The sequence below is a fragment of the Pontibacillus sp. ALD_SL1 genome (assembly GCF_017355605.1).
Map to the genome: position 1 here is coordinate 1,982,835 of NZ_CP062974.1, position 19,460 is coordinate 2,002,294.

Annotated in this window: 23 protein-coding genes; 1 reads left to right on the forward strand and 22 read right to left on the reverse strand. The window is 38.6% G+C overall.

Annotation, left to right across the window (positions count from 1 at the left end; genetic code table 11):
* Window positions 1-15: 15 nt before the first annotated feature.
* From panC to IMZ31_RS10000, 8 genes are read right to left on the reverse strand one after another with little or no spacing between them, the layout of a single operon-like run.
* Window positions 16-864, reverse strand: coding sequence for a pantoate--beta-alanine ligase (panC, locus tag IMZ31_RS09965; RefSeq protein WP_207527243.1), 849 nt, complete (start codon window positions 862-864; stop codon window positions 16-18).
* Window positions 861-1,700 carry a 3-methyl-2-oxobutanoate hydroxymethyltransferase gene (gene panB / locus IMZ31_RS09970; RefSeq protein WP_207527244.1) on the reverse strand — a complete coding sequence of 280 codons (840 nt, stop codon included), beginning with the start codon at window positions 1,698-1,700 and terminating at the stop codon, window positions 861-863. Before panB ends, panC begins: the two co-directional genes overlap by 4 nt.
* Window positions 1,700-2,701 carry a biotin--[acetyl-CoA-carboxylase] ligase gene (locus tag IMZ31_RS09975; protein ID WP_371825447.1) on the reverse strand — a complete coding sequence of 334 codons (1,002 nt, stop codon included), beginning with the start codon at window positions 2,699-2,701 and terminating at the stop codon, window positions 1,700-1,702. The genes panB and IMZ31_RS09975 overlap by 1 nt, the downstream gene beginning before the upstream one ends.
* The gene (locus tag IMZ31_RS09980; protein WP_207527245.1) at window positions 2,665-3,876 is read right to left on the reverse strand and encodes a CCA tRNA nucleotidyltransferase; all 1,212 of its coding nucleotides are present in this window, start codon (window positions 3,874-3,876) and stop codon (window positions 2,665-2,667) included. The genes IMZ31_RS09975 and IMZ31_RS09980 overlap by 37 nt, the downstream gene beginning before the upstream one ends.
* Window positions 3,873-5,009, reverse strand: coding sequence for an N-acetyl-alpha-D-glucosaminyl L-malate synthase BshA (gene bshA, locus IMZ31_RS09985; RefSeq protein ID WP_207527246.1), 1,137 nt, complete (start codon window positions 5,007-5,009; stop codon window positions 3,873-3,875). The genes IMZ31_RS09980 and bshA overlap by 4 nt, the downstream gene beginning before the upstream one ends.
* 7 nt (window positions 5,010-5,016) lie before the next feature.
* Window positions 5,017-5,430: a methylglyoxal synthase gene (mgsA, locus tag IMZ31_RS09990; RefSeq protein WP_207527247.1), complete on the reverse strand. Its 414-nt coding sequence runs from the start codon at window positions 5,428-5,430 to the stop codon at window positions 5,017-5,019.
* Window positions 5,431-5,443: 13 nt separating this feature from the next.
* Entirely contained in the window at window positions 5,444-6,244 is an 801-nt protein-coding gene (gene dapB, locus IMZ31_RS09995) for a 4-hydroxy-tetrahydrodipicolinate reductase (RefSeq protein ID WP_207527248.1), read from the reverse strand.
* Window positions 6,237-6,599: a nucleotide pyrophosphohydrolase gene (locus IMZ31_RS10000; protein ID WP_207527249.1), complete on the reverse strand. Its 363-nt coding sequence runs from the start codon at window positions 6,597-6,599 to the stop codon at window positions 6,237-6,239. The genes dapB and IMZ31_RS10000 overlap by 8 nt, the downstream gene beginning before the upstream one ends.
* 148 nt (window positions 6,600-6,747) lie before the next feature.
* Here IMZ31_RS10000 and IMZ31_RS10005 point away from each other — a divergent pair, with 148 nt between their 5' ends.
* Window positions 6,748-7,629, forward strand: a complete 882-nt coding sequence (locus IMZ31_RS10005) for a YitT family protein (protein WP_207530366.1) — start codon at window positions 6,748-6,750, stop codon at window positions 7,627-7,629.
* 133 nt (window positions 7,630-7,762) lie between these two features.
* Here the strand turns inward: IMZ31_RS10005 and IMZ31_RS10010 are convergent, their stop codons facing one another.
* The 14 genes from IMZ31_RS10010 to aroH form a co-directional block, all read right to left on the reverse strand.
* Window positions 7,763-8,437, reverse strand: a complete 675-nt coding sequence (locus IMZ31_RS10010) for a zinc metallopeptidase (RefSeq protein ID WP_207527250.1) — start codon at window positions 8,435-8,437, stop codon at window positions 7,763-7,765.
* Window positions 8,438-8,518: 81 nt separating this feature from the next.
* On the reverse strand, window positions 8,519-9,280 hold the full coding sequence (locus tag IMZ31_RS10015; RefSeq protein ID WP_207527251.1) for a sporulation protein YpjB: 762 nt from the start codon (window positions 9,278-9,280) through the stop codon (window positions 8,519-8,521).
* Between the two features lie 66 nt (window positions 9,281-9,346).
* Window positions 9,347-9,934 (reverse strand): lipoprotein heptaprenylglyceryl N-acetyltransferase LhaT, encoded by a 588-nt coding sequence (locus tag IMZ31_RS10020; protein ID WP_207527252.1) that lies wholly within the window; start codon window positions 9,932-9,934, stop codon window positions 9,347-9,349.
* Between the two features lie 70 nt (window positions 9,935-10,004).
* A complete protein-coding gene (locus IMZ31_RS10025) occupies window positions 10,005-10,775 on the reverse strand; it encodes a menaquinol-cytochrome c reductase cytochrome b/c subunit (protein WP_207527253.1) in 771 nt (256 codons plus the stop codon).
* Between the two features lie 29 nt (window positions 10,776-10,804).
* Window positions 10,805-11,479 (reverse strand): menaquinol-cytochrome c reductase cytochrome b subunit, encoded by a 675-nt coding sequence (qcrB, locus tag IMZ31_RS10030; RefSeq protein WP_036779379.1) that lies wholly within the window; start codon window positions 11,477-11,479, stop codon window positions 10,805-10,807.
* 3 nt (window positions 11,480-11,482) lie between these two features.
* Complete coding sequence (locus IMZ31_RS10035) at window positions 11,483-11,995, reverse strand: Rieske (2Fe-2S) protein (protein WP_207527254.1); 513 nt, start codon at window positions 11,993-11,995, stop codon at window positions 11,483-11,485.
* A gap of 127 nt (window positions 11,996-12,122) precedes the next feature.
* Complete coding sequence (locus IMZ31_RS10040) at window positions 12,123-12,590, reverse strand: DUF2487 family protein (RefSeq protein ID WP_207527255.1); 468 nt, start codon at window positions 12,588-12,590, stop codon at window positions 12,123-12,125.
* Between the two features lie 135 nt (window positions 12,591-12,725).
* Window positions 12,726-13,274: a ReoY family proteolytic degradation factor gene (locus tag IMZ31_RS10045; RefSeq protein ID WP_207530367.1), complete on the reverse strand. Its 549-nt coding sequence runs from the start codon at window positions 13,272-13,274 to the stop codon at window positions 12,726-12,728.
* A 38-nt stretch (window positions 13,275-13,312) separates the two neighbouring features.
* A complete protein-coding gene (locus IMZ31_RS10050) occupies window positions 13,313-14,575 on the reverse strand; it encodes a tetratricopeptide repeat protein (protein ID WP_207527256.1) in 1,263 nt (420 codons plus the stop codon).
* Between the two features lie 15 nt (window positions 14,576-14,590).
* Window positions 14,591-15,463 (reverse strand): hypothetical protein, encoded by an 873-nt coding sequence (locus IMZ31_RS10055; RefSeq protein WP_207527257.1) that lies wholly within the window; start codon window positions 15,461-15,463, stop codon window positions 14,591-14,593.
* A gap of 98 nt (window positions 15,464-15,561) precedes the next feature.
* A complete protein-coding gene (gene aroA / locus IMZ31_RS10060) occupies window positions 15,562-16,851 on the reverse strand; it encodes a 3-phosphoshikimate 1-carboxyvinyltransferase (RefSeq protein ID WP_207530368.1) in 1,290 nt (429 codons plus the stop codon).
* Window positions 16,852-16,876: 25 nt separating this feature from the next.
* Window positions 16,877-17,977, reverse strand: a complete 1,101-nt coding sequence (locus IMZ31_RS10065) for a prephenate dehydrogenase (RefSeq protein ID WP_207527258.1) — start codon at window positions 17,975-17,977, stop codon at window positions 16,877-16,879.
* A 3-nt stretch (window positions 17,978-17,980) separates the two neighbouring features.
* Window positions 17,981-19,078, reverse strand: a complete 1,098-nt coding sequence (gene hisC, locus IMZ31_RS10070) for a histidinol-phosphate transaminase (RefSeq protein WP_207527259.1) — start codon at window positions 19,076-19,078, stop codon at window positions 17,981-17,983.
* The gene (gene aroH, locus IMZ31_RS10075) at window positions 19,075-19,458 is read right to left on the reverse strand and encodes a chorismate mutase (protein ID WP_207527260.1); all 384 of its coding nucleotides are present in this window, start codon (window positions 19,456-19,458) and stop codon (window positions 19,075-19,077) included. Before aroH ends, hisC begins: the two co-directional genes overlap by 4 nt.
* Window positions 19,459-19,460 lie beyond the last annotated feature (2 nt).

Sequence of the window (19,460 nt, forward strand, 5' to 3'; positions counted from 1 at the left end):
ATATATATATATCCGTTACTGGTACACTCGAATATTATCGATTAACCTGGCCTTTTCAAAATGAACAGCCACAGCTATAATCATGTCTCCCCTACAAACTTCTAATGACTCAAGTTGAGGGTATGACAAGATATCAACATAGTCTATTTTACCATGGGTATGTGTTTTAATGAAGTGCGAAACAGCCTCAATAACAGCTTGAGGTGATTTTTCGACATTCTCTTCAATCAAAGTTTTTCCATGTAAGAGAGCTTGATATAGATAGGGAGCTTCTTCTCTTTCTAATGCATTTAGATAAACATTCCTGCTACTTTTAGCTAAATAATCCTCTTCTCTTACTGTTGGAACAGGAACTAGCTTTACTGGAATATTATAATCTTCAATAAGTGCATCTACAACCGCTACTTGCTGAGCATCCTTCATTCCCATGTAAACCTTGTCGGGCATCACGATGTTGAAGAGCTTTGCCAATACCGTCACAACTCCATCGAAATGCCCTACTCGCGATTTGCCACATAGAGCGTTTACTCTTTTATGAACGGTCATTTTAACAGACTGTTCCGTTGGATACATCTCACCTACATGGGGGAAAAATAAAATATCATTTTCCTCCTGCTCTGCTATCTGAAGGTCATGATTTTCATCTCGTGGATATCGATCGAAATCTTCATTTGGTCCAAACTGTAGTGGATTAACGAAGATACTCGTCACAACAAAATCGCATTCTTTTTTTGCTTCTCTCATGAGCTGTTGATGACCTTCATGCAAGTAACCCATAGTAGGAATAAAACCAATTACTTTACCTTCTTTAACCTTCTCTCTCATATAAGCTTGCATCTCTGAGATGCTTTTGATTACTTTCATTTATGTGTTCCTCCGTAAAGGGAAGGGATCAGTTCCTCTTTCATTTGAAAGCTATGATCATTTGTAGGAAATGATTTATTCTTCACATCTTGAACATAGGTGGATAAAGCATTTGTTATTGTTCCATTAAGGTCAGCGTATGACTTAACGAACTTAGGTAACCGATCCACACCAAACTCTACCACATCATGAAAGACGAGTACTTGTCCATCTGTACCCTCACCTGCCCCTATTCCTATTACAGGAATTGATAATTCTTCCTGAATTAAAGCAGCAAGCTGTTTAGGGACACATTCCAACACTAAAGCAATCGCCCCATTCTTCTCAACTTGCCTCGCATCTTCCATAAGAGCTTCAGCAGCTTCAATGTCTTTTCCTTGAACTCGGTATCCCCCTAATACATTCACAGATTGAGGTGTTAGTCCAAGGTGAGCCACAATCGGCACTCCTGCCATTGTTAGTTTATTCATTACAGGAAGCACATCGCCCGCTCCTTCAAGTTTAAGGCTTTGAGCTCCTGTCTCTTGCATTATTCGCTTGGCATTCTCCATCGTTTCAGATAAAGAAGCATGATAGGACATAAACGGCATATCCACAACCAAATAAGTCTCTTTAGCTCCTCTGCGTACAGCTTTCCCATGATGAATCATATCATCTACTGTTACTGGGATGGTAGATTCATACCCTAAGACCACCATACCTAATGAGTCACCAACTAAGATCATATCAACGCCCGATGATTCAGCTAACTTGGCTGTTGGATAATCGTATGCTGTTAGCATCACAATGGGGTCTTTAGCTTCTTTCATTTTTTTAAGCTTGGTATGGGTAAGCATTATTTTTCTCCCCTTCTCCACTTAATTTCTGCTGAATACAAAACATGTTCTTTTCCTTCTTCATCCCGAACTTTAAGCGCTCCATCATGCTCAATGCCCATAATCAAAGCATTCCATTCTTGCTGATGTGTCGTGATTTCAACATGCTCACCGATTCGATAACCAAAGGCTTCCCAACGAAGTTTCACACTTCTAAAACCTTCTTCTATAAATTCCTCATATCGTTTTTCAAATGTATTTAAAATTTGTTGGATAAGTGTGTGTATCTCCCAATTCTCACCTGTTTCAATTTTTAATGAGGTTGCTTGGTCCACAATTTCTTTTGGAAACTGTTCTACACTATGATTAACATTAATACCCATACCGAGTACGATATAATTAATTTGATCTTGCTCGGCCTGTAGTTCTGTTAAGATCCCTGAAAGTTTCTTTCCACCCGTTAATAAATCATTTGGCCATTTGATTTGGGGTGAAATTCCACAATATGTTTTAAACACTTCAGCTAATACCGTAGCAGCCAGAAGAGTAATTTGAGGGGATTTATGAGGCTCAAACTTCGGTCGCAAAATAATACTCATCCACACTCCGTCCCCTTTGTGAGAATGCCAGGAACGATTTAAACGTCCGCGTCCTTGAGTCTGTTCGTCAGCTACAATAACCGTACCGTGTATTGCTCCGGCTTGTGCTTCTTGATGAGCGATAACTTGTGTTGATGTTACGCTAGGTTTATGGATCATCTCTTGACCTAACCACTTAGTCTTTAATCCCCAAGAAAGGGTATTCGTACTAACCTTGTCAGGAAAAGTCATGATTTTATATCCTTTTCTTGGAGCAGCTTCAATTCCATAACCATCTTTCTCCAATTCCTTCATATGTTTCCAAACAGCCGGTCGGCTAATATTTAATTGTTGTGAAAGCTTTTGTCCAGAAAGATATTCTTCTGGATGATTAGATAATATTTCGATCAGCTTCCCTCTTGTTGATTCCATTGCTTCACCCACATTTCAATTGCTTCCTTTTCATTCTTAAGATGCCCTATTACAACAGCTCGCTCAACCTTGTCCATATGTGCTTTTATCCAAGGTCCAGGTTTTTGATCGGGAAACCAATTTTTCATATCATTCCCAGAAATAGAAAGTTCGCTTTTAGAAGATATAGGTAGATCTAGTGAAATTTCTCTTAGGGTTTCCACCTGACACTCTTGCTCCTTCAAAATGGATAAAATTCTTTTAAAAGAGATTAAACGTTCTTTCCCTAGTTGATATACAACCCATTTTAAAGGCTCGGTTCTTAACAGATTATAGGCTTTCACCAATACTTCAGATTCCTTTTTAACCTTCCTTGAGCATTTCCATTGTTCACTAAATAAGGAAACAGATAGTTCATGACTAGAAAGTACGAAAATCGCAAAAGCCTCTTCTAGTCCATTCAAAGGTTCCCAACTTAACTCCTTACTTTTATCCATCAAATAAGGGTGGGTAGTGAAAACAGGCATGTATTGAGGGAGGTTGGATTTAATCAAATGTTCAAAAGAAGATTGAACCCACTCTCCCATTAAGAATTTCTCAAATTCTACTGCTATACGCTCTACTGCAATTTTGTCGAGTAGATAGGCATAATCTTGAACAGCTTGAAAGGTAGACCTGCTTATCGTAAACCCTAGTTGACTTGTAAATCGAAGCGCTCTCATCATCCGAAGAGGATCTTCTTGAAAACGTTCAGCTGCATCTCTTACAGTTTCTATGGAACGATTAACTATCGATTCTTTACCACCATAAGGATCAATAAATTCCCCTTTATAGCTCATAGCAATTGCATTCATTGTGAAGTCTCTTCTAGATAAGTCCTCTTCAATAGTCGCTACATACTTTACTTCATCAGGATGACGATAATCGTTATATTCACCGTCGACTCTATAGGTAGTCACTTCATAAGTATTTCCCTCGTAATTAACAACTACTGTTCCGTGATCAATGCCAACAGGGATTACCTTCTCAAAAAGAGCTTGTACTTGTTCTGGTCGAGCAGAGGTGGCGATATCAATATCACCTATCTCTCTTTCCATGATATGATCTCGTACAGAACCGCCTACGAAATAAGCCTCATGTCCTTGCTTCATCAAGATAAACAACACAGGTAATGCCTCTAAAAAAGGCTTTTCGAGCTTCTTATTCATACGCTTTCCTCTAGTAAATCTGAATAGACTTCTTCGTATTGTTTAACAATTGTTTCAGAAAGAAATTCGCTACGAACACGTTCTAGCCCTTTACGAGAGAATTCTTCCCACTTAGCACCATCTGAAAGAAGGCGTAACGCATGTTCGGCGATTTCTTCAGTGTCCCCTACCTCACATATATATCCAGTTTCCTCATGTACAATGACTTCTGGAATGCCTCCGATGTTTGTTCCAATACAAGGTACACCACAAGCCATTGCTTCTAGTAAAACAAGTCCAAAACTCTCTTTCTCAGATAAAAGAAGTTTCAAATCAGATATAGAAAGAAGTTCAGAGACATTTTCTTGTTTACCGAGAAATAATACATCTTCTCTTAAGCCAAGTTCGTTAACAAGTTGACAAGTTTTATAATAGTCTGGCCCATCCCCAACTAAAAGAAGTTTTGCTTTAGATTTTTCACGGATTGTTTTAAAAGATTTTATGACATCAGGAACTCGCTTCACTTGGCGAAAGTTCGAAATATGTATAATAACCTTATCATCTTCTTCAATACCGTATTCTTCTTTCAAATGAGATTCATCACGCTCACGGTACTCTCGTTCGTCCACAAAGTTGTAAATAACATCCATTTCTCTTTCAACATTAAGCATCTCTTTCGTCTGATTGACGAGACTTCTAGATACTGCCGTAACACGGTTAGAACGTTCGATTCCAAATCGTATCATATTTTGTAAACTTGGATCGACTCCAAGAACCGTTATGTCCGTTCCATGTAATGTCGTGACAATTTTTACGTCGTGATGAATCATTTCTTTCGCCAATATGGCACAGATCGCATGAGGCATTGCATAATGAACATGCAATATATCTATCTTCTCTCGATTAATGACCTCAGCCATTTTATTAGCTAAAGCTAAATCATACGGGGGATATTGAAAGACCGGATAATGCGTCATCTCTACCTCATGATAATAAATATTTGGATAAATTCTTTTTAACCGAAACGGGATATTAGATGTGATAAAGTGTATTTCATACCCTTTTTCAGCTAACAACTTCGCAAGTTCTGTCGCGATAACCCCAGATCCTCCAACTGTTGGATAACAGGTTATACCGATCTTTGTTCTTTCCATACTCGTTTCACCCTTGCTGCTTTTTCTTATGAATGATCTCTCTCCAATGGAAATCACCATGTTCAATGGCTCTCACCATTATTTCCGCGGCTGCTAAATTGGTTGCAAGCGGGATTTGATAGACGTCGCATAAACGCATTAATGCACTAACATCTGGCTCGTGAGGTTGAGCAGTTAAAGGATCCCGAAAGAATAAAATAACATCCATGTCATTCTGTGCAACATAAGCACCAATTTGTTGATCGCCACCAAGAGGGCCTGATTGAAAGCGATGTAGTGATAATCCTGTGGCTTCTGTAATCTTGGTTCCTGTTGTACCAGTAGCAAAAAGGCTATGTTGTCCTAAAATATGCTGGTAAGCTGTAGCAAATTGAACCATATCTTCTTTCTTCTGATCGTGTGCGATTAATGCGATATTCATGACTACCTACTCCCTACTCTAATAAATTTTCCAACCCATAGATAAATGCGTTTAATTCCATCACTTTCTCAACAGACAATTTAACACCGGTCATAAAGGATTCACGATTTATGGAATCATGTTTAATCGTCAACGTTTCCCCGCTAGACCCAAACATCACTTCTTGGTGGGCGACCAATCCTGGCAAACGAACACTATGAATATGCATACCATCAACATCAGCACCGCGAGCGCCTGCTAGTGTTTCTTTTTCTTCTTCATGACCTTGCTGCTTAGCCTCTCGTACTTCTTGAATTAATTCTGCTGTTTTTACTGCAGTACCACTAGGTGCATCTAGTTTCTGATCATGATGACGCTCAATAATCTCAACGTCTGGGAAGTATTTTGCTGCCCATTTTGAGAATTGCATCATTAGAACTGCGCCTAGAGCGAAGTTCGGTGCGATGACGACACCAAGTTCTTTTTCTTCAGTTAATTGCTCTAGTTCATGGAGCTGTTCTTTTGTAAAGCCCGTAGTCCCAACTACAGGACGGATTCCATGTTCGAGTGCAAGCTTTGTGTGTTTATAGCCAAATTCAGGTGTAGTAAGGTCTACTAATACATCTGCTTCTATTCTCTTAAAGCATTGCTCAATATCTTGATATATTGGAGCATCTGTATCAGGCAAACCCTCGATATCCTTTACTCTTAATCCACCGTTTTTATGATCCACACAACCAACAAGCGTAAAGTGGTCTGTGTTGTGGATCATCTTAACAGCCTCTCTACCCATCTTGCCCCTTGGTCCTGCCACTATTATTTTCGTATTAGTCATTATTAAGGTCCTCCTCATAATCGAGCTTCGTCCAGCGATCTTTATCTCTTGTTTCAAATTTATTCATAACAGTTTCAAAGCTTTCCGTCATATCAATATCTAAGGAATTTGCAAAGCACAGCATCACAAACAAAAGGTCTCCGAGCTCTTCTTCCATAGAATTATCATCTTCAGAAGATTTCTTTGGTTTTTCACCGTAATGATGATTGACCTCTCTAGCAAGTTCTCCTACTTCTTCTGTCATACGAGCCATCATACTTAGAGGTGAGAAATATCCTTCTTTAAATTGCGATATATAAGCATCAACGCGTTCTTGCATCTCTTTTGATGTTAGTGCGTTTGATTGAAATTTCATAGGAACCCTCATTTCTACAACTTTCATATGTAATCTCTTATCATGTTAGCTAAAAGGCGGGCTTTTGACAAATTTTTTTCACTATTATTGCTCCTTTATCTCTGTTTGACTATAATGGATGGAGTGTGACGAAAGGAGGCGCTTCTTGATGAAGATGGGGGTTAAAATTAAAAACATCCTATTGATTCTACTCGGTTCCGCTATATTCAGCTTTGGTGTCCTTTATTTTAATATGGAAAACGATCTAGCAGAAGGTGGCTTCACGGGTATATTACTTATTCTTGACCACTTCGGTCTAAATATTGCAATTATGAACTTAGTCTTAAACATTCCGGTATTCTTCCTAGGATGGAAGCTGCTTGGGAAAACAACGTTGATTTATTCACTCATAGGAACCTTTGCTGTTTCATTCTTCTTGTGGATATTTGAGTTCCCTATATTTATGAATAATGTAGAATTTGCCTTAAAGGATGAAATGATTATCGCCTCTCTAATGGCCGGGGTCTTCATAGGGGTTGGCCTTGGTATTATTTTCAGGAACGGCGGGACAACTGGTGGAGTCGACATTATTGCACGACTCGTCCATAAATATGCAGGCTGGAGTATGGGACGAACCATGTTTTTATTCGATGCATTTGTCATATTAGCTTCCGTACTGATTTACCTAAACTATATTCAAGGTATGTACACCCTTGTAGCTGTCTTTGTAGGCGCGAGAGTGATTGACTTTATTCAAGAAGGTGCATACGCAGCTAGAGGAGCCACAATTATATCTGAACGCTCTAATGCTGTATCAGATAAAATTATGAAAGATATGGACCGGGGAGTTACAATTTTAGTTGGAAAAGGGAGTTATACGGGTGAAAGCCGTGATGTTTTATACTGCGTAGTAGCTCGAAATGAAATTGTCCGGTTAAAAAACATTATTAATTCAATCGATCCACATGCATTTGTAGCAGTTACATCTGTTCATGATGTCCTTGGTGAAGGGTTTACCCTAGATGAAGATAAAAACCCGATTGAACGATAACATGAATGAGATACAAAGAAGAGCTCAAATAATATTGAAGCTCTTTTTTGTTGTTAGCTTTTCTAAATATAAATTCGCTGAACGAAAAAACGCTTAGAGCCCATTACCTGCTCTAAGCGTTTTTTACCTTTTATTAATCTTCATTCATCCCAGTGAATAAGAGTACAAGGCGCACTAGTTCAAGTAGAGCTACTAGAGCGCTCGCTACATACGTCCAAGCCGCTGCATTTAGAACTTTCTTAGTTTGACGCTCCTCATTATTACGAATGATACCAGAAGATACAAGCTGGTTCATTGCTCTATTTGAGGCATTAAATTCAACAGGAAGCGTAACGAATTGGAACAATACAGCTAATGCGAAGAATGCAATTCCAACTCCTAATAGTACTTGGCTAAAGAAAGCACCAGCGATAATTAAGAAAATGGAAGCATTTGAGCCAAAGCTTGCTACAGGTACAAGAGCATGCCTAAATCGTAAAAAGGCATAGGCTTCAGCATCCTGAATGGCGTGTCCTACTTCGTGAGCTGCTACAGCTTGTGCAGCTGCGGATGGTTCGTGGTAGTTCCCTGAAGATAATCGGACAACTTTACTCCGAGGATCATAGTGATCGGATAACGTACCTTTAACTTCTTCGACCTGAACATTAGAGAGTCCATTCTCATCTAATATTTTACGGGCTACCTCTGCCCCGGTCATATTTGATTCGTTCCGGACTTTCGAATATCGCTTATACGTTTTTTTCACTCTCATTTGCGCCCAAATCGGGATGATAATGATTAAAGCCAAATAAATTAGATATTGACCCATCTATTCATTCCTCCACTAATGTAATCGACCTTTATATAAAGATCTTATTAAGGTCAATTTTAGTCAAAAGAGACGGGAAAGTCAACTATCCCGCTCTCTCTTTTTTTCGGTGTCATCCGTTTTTTCACCCTTATATTTTCTCCAACCTACATACATTAATGTGAATGAAATTAAACTGCCAACAGAACCCATCAGCCAGATAAAACCTGGTTCTTCTGTTAAACTTTTTTTACGTTTCACTTCAACCTCTTTCACCTCTTGGGCAAACACACTTATCTGATTTTCTTGTAAGTCATCACTAGTAGGTAATTGCATTTCTCGCAATTCTTTCATGTGTTTTTCCAATATATGAACGCTCTCCTCTGTTCCTGATACTTTTACCGCTGGAAGGAGTCGTTCATATAAAGAATATACTTTTTGAAGTCTGACGTTATCTTTTAAAGAAGCATTCGTCATTTCCGTTAACAAATGATCTTTCCACGATAACCAAAGAGGATCTACTTTATTCCACGTAGCCTCATAAAGTAGCACAACTGTGAGACTTTTATGATATTTCTCCTCCGGAACCGCCTGAGGATCAATCAGCGCTTTCTGAGCTTCGTTTAAAACATCCTGAAACACCACACTATATTCTTTATCGTCGATACTATAATCTCTTCTCAATTTAATTAAAACTGCATCAGCTGCCTCATATCTACCTTCTTCGACGTACTGTAAGAAGCGATAGGTATTCTCTTTCATCTCATCTGAAAAAGATGTAGCACTACTATACCCGATGTGAAACAAGCTAAGTCCAAAACAGACCAGCAATCCCCATAATATTTTCTTTTGTATCTGTTTCATAACGCTCCCCTCTCAAACCACTCTTGCTTCAATGTATGAGAGGATAAGTAGAATTAGTACAAGTAGTTATAGAGGATTCGCTTGTTTACGTTTAAGATGAATAGTTAGGAAATAGGCAATCCAAATCGAAAGTAAGCTTAGCCAGAATGTGAAATAACCTATTTCTTGACTAAAGTCACTTAATTTCGAATAAATTGGCATCATTCCAAACACATAATCGATTATGTCATTGTGTAATGTCCAAATACCAGCAATAACGATATGAAGAACTTTAATTTTATAATAAGGAGCATATAGTAAACCTTGAATAGCCATTGCCCCGTGAGAAGCAATTAACATATACCCCTGCCACGGAAGATATCCTGTCACAATTAACGTCAAAATGTTCATCACAACCGCCCATATTCCATACTTAAATAAAGTAATAATGGCAAGTGCTTCTATCAGCGGAACACTTTTCTTTATCAAGAAGAAGAATAAGAATATGCAAAAAAACAAACTTGCTGTTGGACTATCAGGTACAAATGGCAAAAAGATTGTTGGTGTTATTTCAAGCTGACTTTTATACCACCAATACCCATATATAGTTCCTAAAATATTCACGATTAGTAAAAGTAAAACAAATGGTTTGAACGATAAAAGATAACGAAGCACGTCATCCCTCCTTTTCTATAACGAGAAAAAGAAGCTGACCACAAAGCCAGCTCCCTTTCATATAACTTATTTATTCGCTTCCTTCACTTTCAACACCTGTAATGAAGTTCGCGAGTTTGTCTAATTCTTCATCAGAACCTTGGAATATGTTAGCAGGCATTCCGCCAATTCCATTCTGTGCAATATCCTTAATCTCATCAGCAGAATACTCAACACCAATTAATGCTGGGCCATTTCCACCTTCAAGATTGTCACCATGACAGGAAGCACAGTTTTGAGAGTAGATTTTGTATCCATCAGATGACTTATCAATTTCAACATCTTCTACAATTTGACCTGACTTAGCGCGCTGTTCCCAGTCTACATGGTCTGCTGCTTCCCATGTTAAGAAAACAGTAGCCGCTAAACCAATTAACATCATAGCGTTCGCAATAGGACGTTCAAATGGACGACGTCCTTTTCCTGTATCTAAGAATGGAGCTAATAATAGTGCACCAAATGCAAGACCAGGAATAATAAATGCACCTAATACGATATATGGTCCACTTGCAAACTCATATTTTAAGAACTGGTAAAGGAATAAAAAGTACCAGTCTGGTAACGGAATGTAACCAGCATCTGTTGGATCGGCTAGTTTTTCAAGCGGTGATGGAGCTACAACCGTTAGTGTTAAAAATCCAATTAGGAAAACAGCACCAACCAGCCATTCTTTTAATAAGAAGTTTGGCCAGAATGCCTCTGTTTTACCAGGGTATTCCGAATAGTCTTTTGGTATATTAGGTTTCTTCTCAGCCGGGACACGCGAGTCACCGACAAACTTCATACCTTTTCCCCTATGCACAGCGATCCCTCCTTTACATCAATCAAGTCCTAAAGTGGACCAGAAATTCCTTGTTTACGAATCATAACAAAGTGAGCTGCCATTAATCCGAATAATGCAGCTGGTAGGAAGAATACGTGGATAGCAAAGAAACGAGTTAACGTTTGTGCCCCTACGATATCCGGATCCCCAGCCAGTAGCGTCTTCACTTCCGTACCTATAAGCGGTGTTTGTTCGGCGATTTGAAGACCTACTTGTGTAGCGAAGAATGCTTTATTATCCCATGGAAGCAAATAACCTGTGAAACCAAGACCGAGCATAACAAAGAAAATTAGTACCCCTACTACCCAGTTTAATTCACGTGGTTTCTTATAAGCTCCCTGGAAGAATACACGTAATGTATGTAAGAACATCATCACGATTACGAGACTTGCACCCCAGTGGTGCATACCACGTACAATTTGACCGTAAGCTACCTCTTTTTGGAGATAGTAAACAGACTCCCATGCATTTTCAATGTCTGGTACATAATACATTGTCAAGAACATACCAGATAATACTTGAATAACGGTTACGAAGAACGTCAGCCCTCCGAAACAATAAACGAATGCTGAAAAATGATGAGCAGGGTTCACGTGTTCAGGAACTTCGTGATCCGCAATATCACGCCATAACGGTGTAATATCGACACGCTCGTCCACCCAATCGTAAAGTTTTTGAAGCATGAATTACACCACCTTATTTGGAATGACTTCTCCTAAGTACAGCATGCCATCTTGAATTTTGACTTTGTATTGATCTAGCGGAGCTAATGGAGGTGTACCCGGTACGTTCTCTCCATTCTTCCTATAAAGACCTCCGTGGCAAGGGCAGTAGTATTGGTTTTCGTTACCCTGACCGCCTTCCCATTTCACAATACATCCTAAGTGTTTACAAATTGGTGAAAATGCAATTACATCTCCACTTTCATTTTTGTAAACCCACGCTGTTTTCGATACTTCAGATACATACCACGCATCTTGTTGTTCGTAAGAGAAATCTACACGGGTTGGTTCTTCCGTAATGTTTTTAACTTCGGTACCCGTAGCGTGATATTCTCCACCTTCTTTCGGCTGAAGAACTGGATCCACTGCCATTCGAACCATCGGCGAAAGCATAGCCGCTGCCATAAACCCTCCTACACCTGTAAGCGTGTAGTTCAGAAACTGACGGCGGGATACTGGTTGTTTTTTATCGCTCATTGTTTTCCCCCCTCTATCCAATATGATCCAACATTCATGGTAAATATTCACACAGTTTACTAGGACATTATAATGATAGCGCAAACTAATTAGACGGTCAATATTGGAATTGAAATCGCTTTAGAAATTATTCTTGCCAATATGCTGTAATTAATTCGGTTACTTGATCAATTTGAGATCGAAGGACTTTTTTAGCTTCTTCATTATGTATATTATCCACTTGAGGAAGAGGTAGCCAAATTAAAGAAGGATTTAGTTTTCTCTCGGCTTTTTTCCATTGTTGATCAAACGTGAAGAAAAGAAGATGCTTAAAGCCTTCTTCTTCCATTCTCTCTGTCCACTCATTAATACGTTCAATTTCTTTATCAATAGACGTTTCTTTAAGATACGTATAGGAAGGAGCCAAAAAAATTCTTCCTCTATATTCTTCTTCTACTTCTTTCATAAACAACGTTAATAGTTCAGACTGATTTGCCAACTGCATTAGCTCTTTCTGTGAACCTGATAGTGAATAAGGGATAAGTGGTACAATTCCAGTATCCACAAATTCTTTAGATTGTGAATACAATGACACATCTTGTCCGTTCCATTTCAATGCATTCCCCCCCTTTCTTTCAATTCTTCCCTTTCATTATAGCCTCTCGTTCATGAAATCGAAAGGTTTAATCATTAAATCTGCCATTGTTTTCTGAATTTATCCTCTGTTAAAAAAATGAACCCCCTAATAGAATTAGGGAGTTACATTTCTCTTGAGTTCATTTAACTGTTCACTTAATCTTTCGAACGTTTTTTTATCGCCACTGTCTAAAGCTCGGTCAATCTTTCTTCTAAGCTTTTGAGTTTGGTAGTTCGAAATGGACGTCTGCAAAACCAATTCAGCTAATTCTTGATCCTTCTCGGTGATAAAGTAATCTTGAGGCATAAAAGGATTTTCCTCCAAAACGGCTGCATAAGAGGCGCTCTGGTGAGATTTTTTGAAATTGAGTTGGATATATACGGGTTCATTTCGATTTAGACGAATATCATGAAAAGACTTCTCTGCATCTGTTGTCATGATTTGATCCTTATAGAAGCGAAAAGGGACTTCATCAACGCAATGAGTTGAAATAACAATACCCCTTGGACAGAACCGAGCTTCTTCAACAAAGTGTACGTTCTCCATAATTGAATCATGGTTGATTAAATAATTTAGGATCCATACACTTTCCCTACGTTTCAATTGAAAATGATTTAGAAACCAACGAACAAATTCCTTTTTATCCTCTACCGAGACCGGCATTTTCACTTTTATGCCCTCCTTTTTAAACAGAGAAATACCTATTCCTCGTCACCAGACTGTAAACGGGCCATAAATGTCTCCACTTCTTCATCAGTTGGTTCTATGGTGAGATAACGCTCAAATACACTGTGAGCTTCCTTCACTCTTCCTTCTTCTACAAGGAAATAGCCATATTCTTTTAGGAAGTCACTATCATCTTTAAAGGTATTATATGCTTCTTGATAGTCGTTTAATGCCTCTTTAAATTGTTCTAATTCATTATTTGCCTGAGCTAGATACCACTTGTACAGAGGTTCTTCTTCATTCATTTCAATAAGGTACTCTAAAATGTCTTTTATGGCTTCGTAATCTCCATCTTCTTTTAGGCGCTCTACTAAGAATAAAGCAGCTTCTTTGAACCCTGGATCGATTGATAAAGACTGCCTGATATGCTGATATCCCTCTTGCTTCTTCGTGAGACGAAATGCTAACGTTCCTGCTAAATAAAACAGGTCTTTATTAAATTCGTCTTTCTTTAATCCCTTGTTTGCTGCATCATAGGCTTCTTCAATCATACCCTCTGATTCATATGCTTCAGCAAGTAGAGGGTAAGCAGATTGATAGAATGGGTCTTCTTCAATTAGCTTGTTCCATACGCGGATAGCAATATCCACGCGGTTAGCTTGATAAGCAGTGAAACCATAACGGAATAGAATATCTGGAGTCATTTCATCAGCAGCTTGGAAGTAGTCTAAAGCTTGATCAAAGTCACCTTCAATAGCAAATGCTTCCGCGAGACGTAAAGTAATGTCCGTTTCACCCATCTTTTGGTCACGACGTAAAGCTTTCTCGTAATAAGGAATACTCTTTTGATACTCTCCAACCGAGAAAGCAAGTTCGCCTAAAGCGAAGTCGATAACAGGTTCATTAGGAGAAATATTCTTTGCTAACAGCAGCTTCTGTTCAGAAACTTCGAAAAGGCCTTGCGTTTGATAAAGATCTGCTAATTGTATAAGAGCTCCTAAATATTGTTCATCCTCTTCAGGAATTTGATTTAAAAGATCAATTGCCTTTTCATCATCTTCCTGATCTACGTAAATTTCAGCAAGTAAAAGCGTTAATTCATGTTCACCTGGATAACGTTGTTTAAGCTCCTCTAAAACGTCTTTAGCTTCTTCAACCATCCCCCACTGCATAAACATTTCAGCTATTGTATATTTCTCTTCATCACCCGCACGGGATAACTCTGTACGTAGTGTTTCTACAGCTTGTTTTGTTTTTCCTGCATTCATATATTGAATGGCTTGTTCTATGCCTTGCATGTCTACACCCTTTCATCAACTCATAAAATGGTTTGGGATGGAAGCTTTCATGTAACAACCTACCCCTTCCATATCATATACCTCAACATGAGAACGAATAATTTGACCACGTAACACTGTAACACATGGAATAGCTTTATGATAAAACATTTGATCAGGTGTATCAATTTGTGTGTGTGATTGTATCCGAAAAATATTGAAATCCGCATCTCCTGAATACATAAATTCTCCTTTATATGGATAAATTCCTGTCGCTCTTAAATTTTCTTTTACTATAGGACATTCATCTAAAACCTTAGGCAGCGTTCGAACATTATGATAGTTCGCTATAGTTAACCAGTCTTTATAAGAAGTAGAGTTTTCCTTAGATACTACAGGTGCGATTGGCAAAAAAGAAGGATCTTGAGCTTGAGCAATCCATCCCCACAACTTATTAATCATCTCTTCATTAGATTGAACCTGAAATAATAAGAAGGGTACACGTTCTATCCCAAAATAACGTACCATTTCAGGAGTCAACTTTGTAAGAGGTACAAGAGGGGCAATCATATAATCTAGACCAAGACCATCTAAGGTAAACTTCATCTTTTGGAATTCTTCCACCATATTTCTCGTTGAAGTAATGGGGCACTGGACAACCAGTAAGGTTGCGCCTCTGAACATATAACGCCTTACTAGAGCGGATTGATATTCAGTTTGATAAAGAGGAAACTGTAAGTCTATATGAACTTTACCTGGTGCAATCCATAAAGGGTCTATAATAGAGGTATAGGTGTTTCGATTTAACTTATACGACTGTATCCATTTCCCATCCTTTATTCCCATGGTTAGTGGTTTCCATTCTTTATTCACTAAAGCTTGCTCTGCTTGTATACAATAAGCCTTCATACAACTTGTCCCCTTTACTAGCTTTTGGTACAAGGTATGAAGGCTTCGTGTTCGTTATGCTTTTATTATCAATACTTTAATCTCAACAGCTTATTCAATTAACCTTTAGTGTATAAAGCATCTAAGTGATCAAAGAAATTCGGATAAGAAATAGAAATACACGATGGATGATCTAGCATGATCTTTTCTTCACATACAAGTGATGCAACAGCCACCATCATTCCAATTCTATGGTCGTGGTAAGAAGAGTAGGTGCCACCCTTCAAAGGATTTGTAGAACCTTCAATTATCATCCCATCTTTAGTAGCCTCCACCTTTACCCCCATCTGTTTCAGGGTATCCACAACAGCTTGTATACGATCCGTCTCTTTGTACCTTAGTTCTTCTGCATCTTTAATAATGGTTTTACCCTCAGCTCTTGAAGCCACAAGAGCAATTATTGGTAACTCATCAATTAAACGGGGAATCAAATCACCTGATAATGTAGTCCCGTGAATTGAACCACCCTTCACAGTAATATCACCTACTGGTTCATCTCCAATATGACGGGTAGTATTTATTGCCATACTTACTCCCATATCTTTAAGAACATCAATGATGCCTGTGCGGGTAGGATTTAATCCTACATCTTTTAATGTAATCTCACTATTTTTTTTCAAAGCGGCTGCACACATAAAGAATGCAGCAGAAGATATATCACCAGGAATTTCAATATCCACTCCGGTCAAGGTCTGACCTCCTGAAATATGAATGAGATCTTCTTCCCGCTTCACTTTTACGCCAAACGCCTCTAGCATGCGTTCTGTATGATCTCGAGTCTTAACAGGCTCCATTACTGTAGTAGTTCCATTTGCAAATAGACCAGCAAGCAAAATAGCTGATTTAACCTGCGCGCTATTGACTGGCAAGCGATAGTGAATAGGTTTTAAACCTTGGCCTCTAATACTTAAAGGTAAAAGGTTCCCATGCTCCCTACCATCAATCAAAGCTCCCATTTCACGCAGAGGATCAACAACACGATTCATAGGACGCTTAGAAAGGGAGGGGTCTCCGAATAAAGTATAGTGGTTTGATGTACCAGCTAGTATACCAAGAAGCAATCTGGTCGTTGTCCCTGAATTACCTAAATTTAAAGGAGTCACCGGTTCTGAAAGACCATGTAGCCCCTTTCCGTCAATCTTAACCGTATCATCGTTTTGTTCAATGTGAACACCCATTGATTGAAATACTTGGATCGTTGTCAAACAATCTTCACCTGTCAAAAAACGTTTCACTGTTGTTTTACCTTCAGCTAGAGAACCAAGCATTATTGCTCTGTGTGAGATTGACTTGTCGCCTGGCACATGTATTGTTCCATTAAGGGTGTGTGGTCTTGGTTGAATTTCCATTTGGTCCATATCTTCACTACCTTTATTATTCAATAGTAACTTCATATCCGTTCGATTGCAGAAGGGTTTTTGCATGTTTTTGATCTCTTTCTGTTTGGAAACTTAGGCGCAAAGCACCCGTTATTCCTTCCCTGATCTCTAGTATTTGAATGTTTACAATACTAATCGTTTCTTGTGCCACAATGTGAGTGACCTCAGAAAGAGCACCAGGTTGGTCATGAATATCTACGTAAACATCATAAAAAGATGGAATAGCACCCTTTTGTTTAACAGGGAGACCGTCACGATATTGTTTAGCTTGTTCTAAATACGTATGTAATTCATCATGTTCCAATGTCTCTACAAGTGATTTCAGATGGTTCATTTCATGAATCCAATCCGTAAGTAGGGAAATCATCGTCTCTCTATTTTGGAAAAATATATCATTCCACATTTTTGGATGACTTGAAGCAATCCTTGTAATATCCCTAAATCCACCTGCAGCAAGTTCATGTAAAAAAGGATGAGTGCTATGCCACGATCGAGCTTGGTGTACAAGCGCTGATGCAATTAAATGAGGAAAATGAGATATAACTCCAGTCATCTGATCATGTGCTTCAACGTCGACAGTAACGAAATAACTCCTGGTTGAGCTTAATAACTGTTCAAGCATGGAAATGTGTTTCCCTTTGGCATGTATCCCAGGTATGAATAAATAATAAGCATTTTCGAATAAATGAGCCTTGGCTGCTTCTATACCATTCTTATGTGACCCTGCCATAGGGTGGCCACCTACAAAGACAATTTGTTGGTTGGTTAGCGATTGAGCCGTGTCCATGACAGGCTTCTTAACAGAACAAACATCTGTCACAAGAACTTCTTTGTTTAATTCCATGTCATCTAGCTTTTGGATATAAGACCTTGTAATCGAAGTAGGAGTAGCAAGAAAGACAATGTCCGCTTGTAATACACCATCCTCAAAGGAGTTAGCCCTTTGATTAATTATGTTGTTCTGAAGAGAGTAATCAATCGCCTTATCATTTCCGTCAAAACCTATTATGGTTACATTACTATTATTTTGCAGATTTAGGGCAATCGAACCCCCGATTAACCCTAAACCTACAACAAAAATTGACGTTTTCTCCATCGGTTAGCTATTTTCTACCTTTGTCAATTTCTGCTCCATTGCGTTCATAACCTGTTGCATATGTTCTTTCTTCCCAATTGTTAAACGAATGGATTGAGGAATACCAAGGGCTTCACCAGAGCGAACGATGAATCCATTCTGTAGAAGGTGTTCCGTCATTTCATCACCTGTTATAGGTAAATGAATGAGCAAAAAGTTCGTTTCAGAAGGGTAGTAACGTAGCCCGAGACGGTCACAAAAAGTCTCTAATTCTTGTTTTGTTTCAACGTTTTGCTCAAAAGTCTTTTCAATAAACGGTTTGTCTTCCAATGCTAAGACAGCAGCATGTTGAGCAATGACAGATGTATTAAACGGTTCACGTGCAGGCTCAAGTTTAGTAATTACAGATTCTTGAGCTACTCCGTATCCTATACGTAAAGCAGCAAGTCCATATGCTTTTGAGAAAGTTCGAGTAATAATTAAATTCTCATATTTCCCTAGAGCATCAAGTGCATTTGGGAAATCTTCAGATCCAACATATTCCATATAAGCTTCATCTAGAACAACAAGTACATGTTCAGGACACTTCTTCATAAACTGGTCAAACTGATCTTGAGTGAAAATATTACCTGTAGGATTGTTAGGGTTACATAACCAAATAACTCGTGTTTGTTCATCGATGATCGATAACATTTCTTCTAAATTATGATAACCGTTTACTAAAGGCACCTCACGAACTTCAGCACCTTCAATGAGTGCATTGTGTCGGTATTGTGGGAAGGTTGGGGTTGCCATTATTGTATTTGTTCCTGGTTCTAGATAAGTGCGGCAAATGATTTGCATAATCTCATCTGATCCATTCCCAAAGATCAACTTTGTCTCATCAACATTTAGCTCCGCAGCTAGTTTCGTTCTTAACTTTCTAGCGTAGCCATCAGGGTATATTTCAAGATTCGAAACCGCATCTGAAAGATGTTTTTGCACATGACTAGAAAAGCCGAATGGATTTTCATTTGAAGCTAGCTTAATAATTCTCTCTAGTCCATATGCTTCTTTCACTTCATCGATTGTTTTTCCTGGAACATATGGCTTTAATTGATTAAAGATTGGTTTTGTTCTCATGATAAACCCTTCCCTTCTTCTTGAATAAGATCCGGACGTAATTGCTTCGCTTCAAACTGATAGATATGACGAATATCTCTCTGGCTGGCTTCCGTATTTACATGCATCATAACTCGAATGCAACGTTCAAGAGATTGGGGGACCGGTATTTCTCTCATACACATAACCGGAACAAACGTCCAACCTTCTATTTTGCGAACCGCTTTTGCTGGGAATGTTGCATTTAAATCTTCAGTAGTAGAAATTTGAATCGATGCCACTTGTTCAGGATCAATCTTATTCTCAACAATCATTTCCTCTAGCAATATATGAGTATTTGTCACAATTTCCTCTGCTCTATTCACCTTAACTGTTGTAGCTCCTCTAACCCCTCTAATCATAA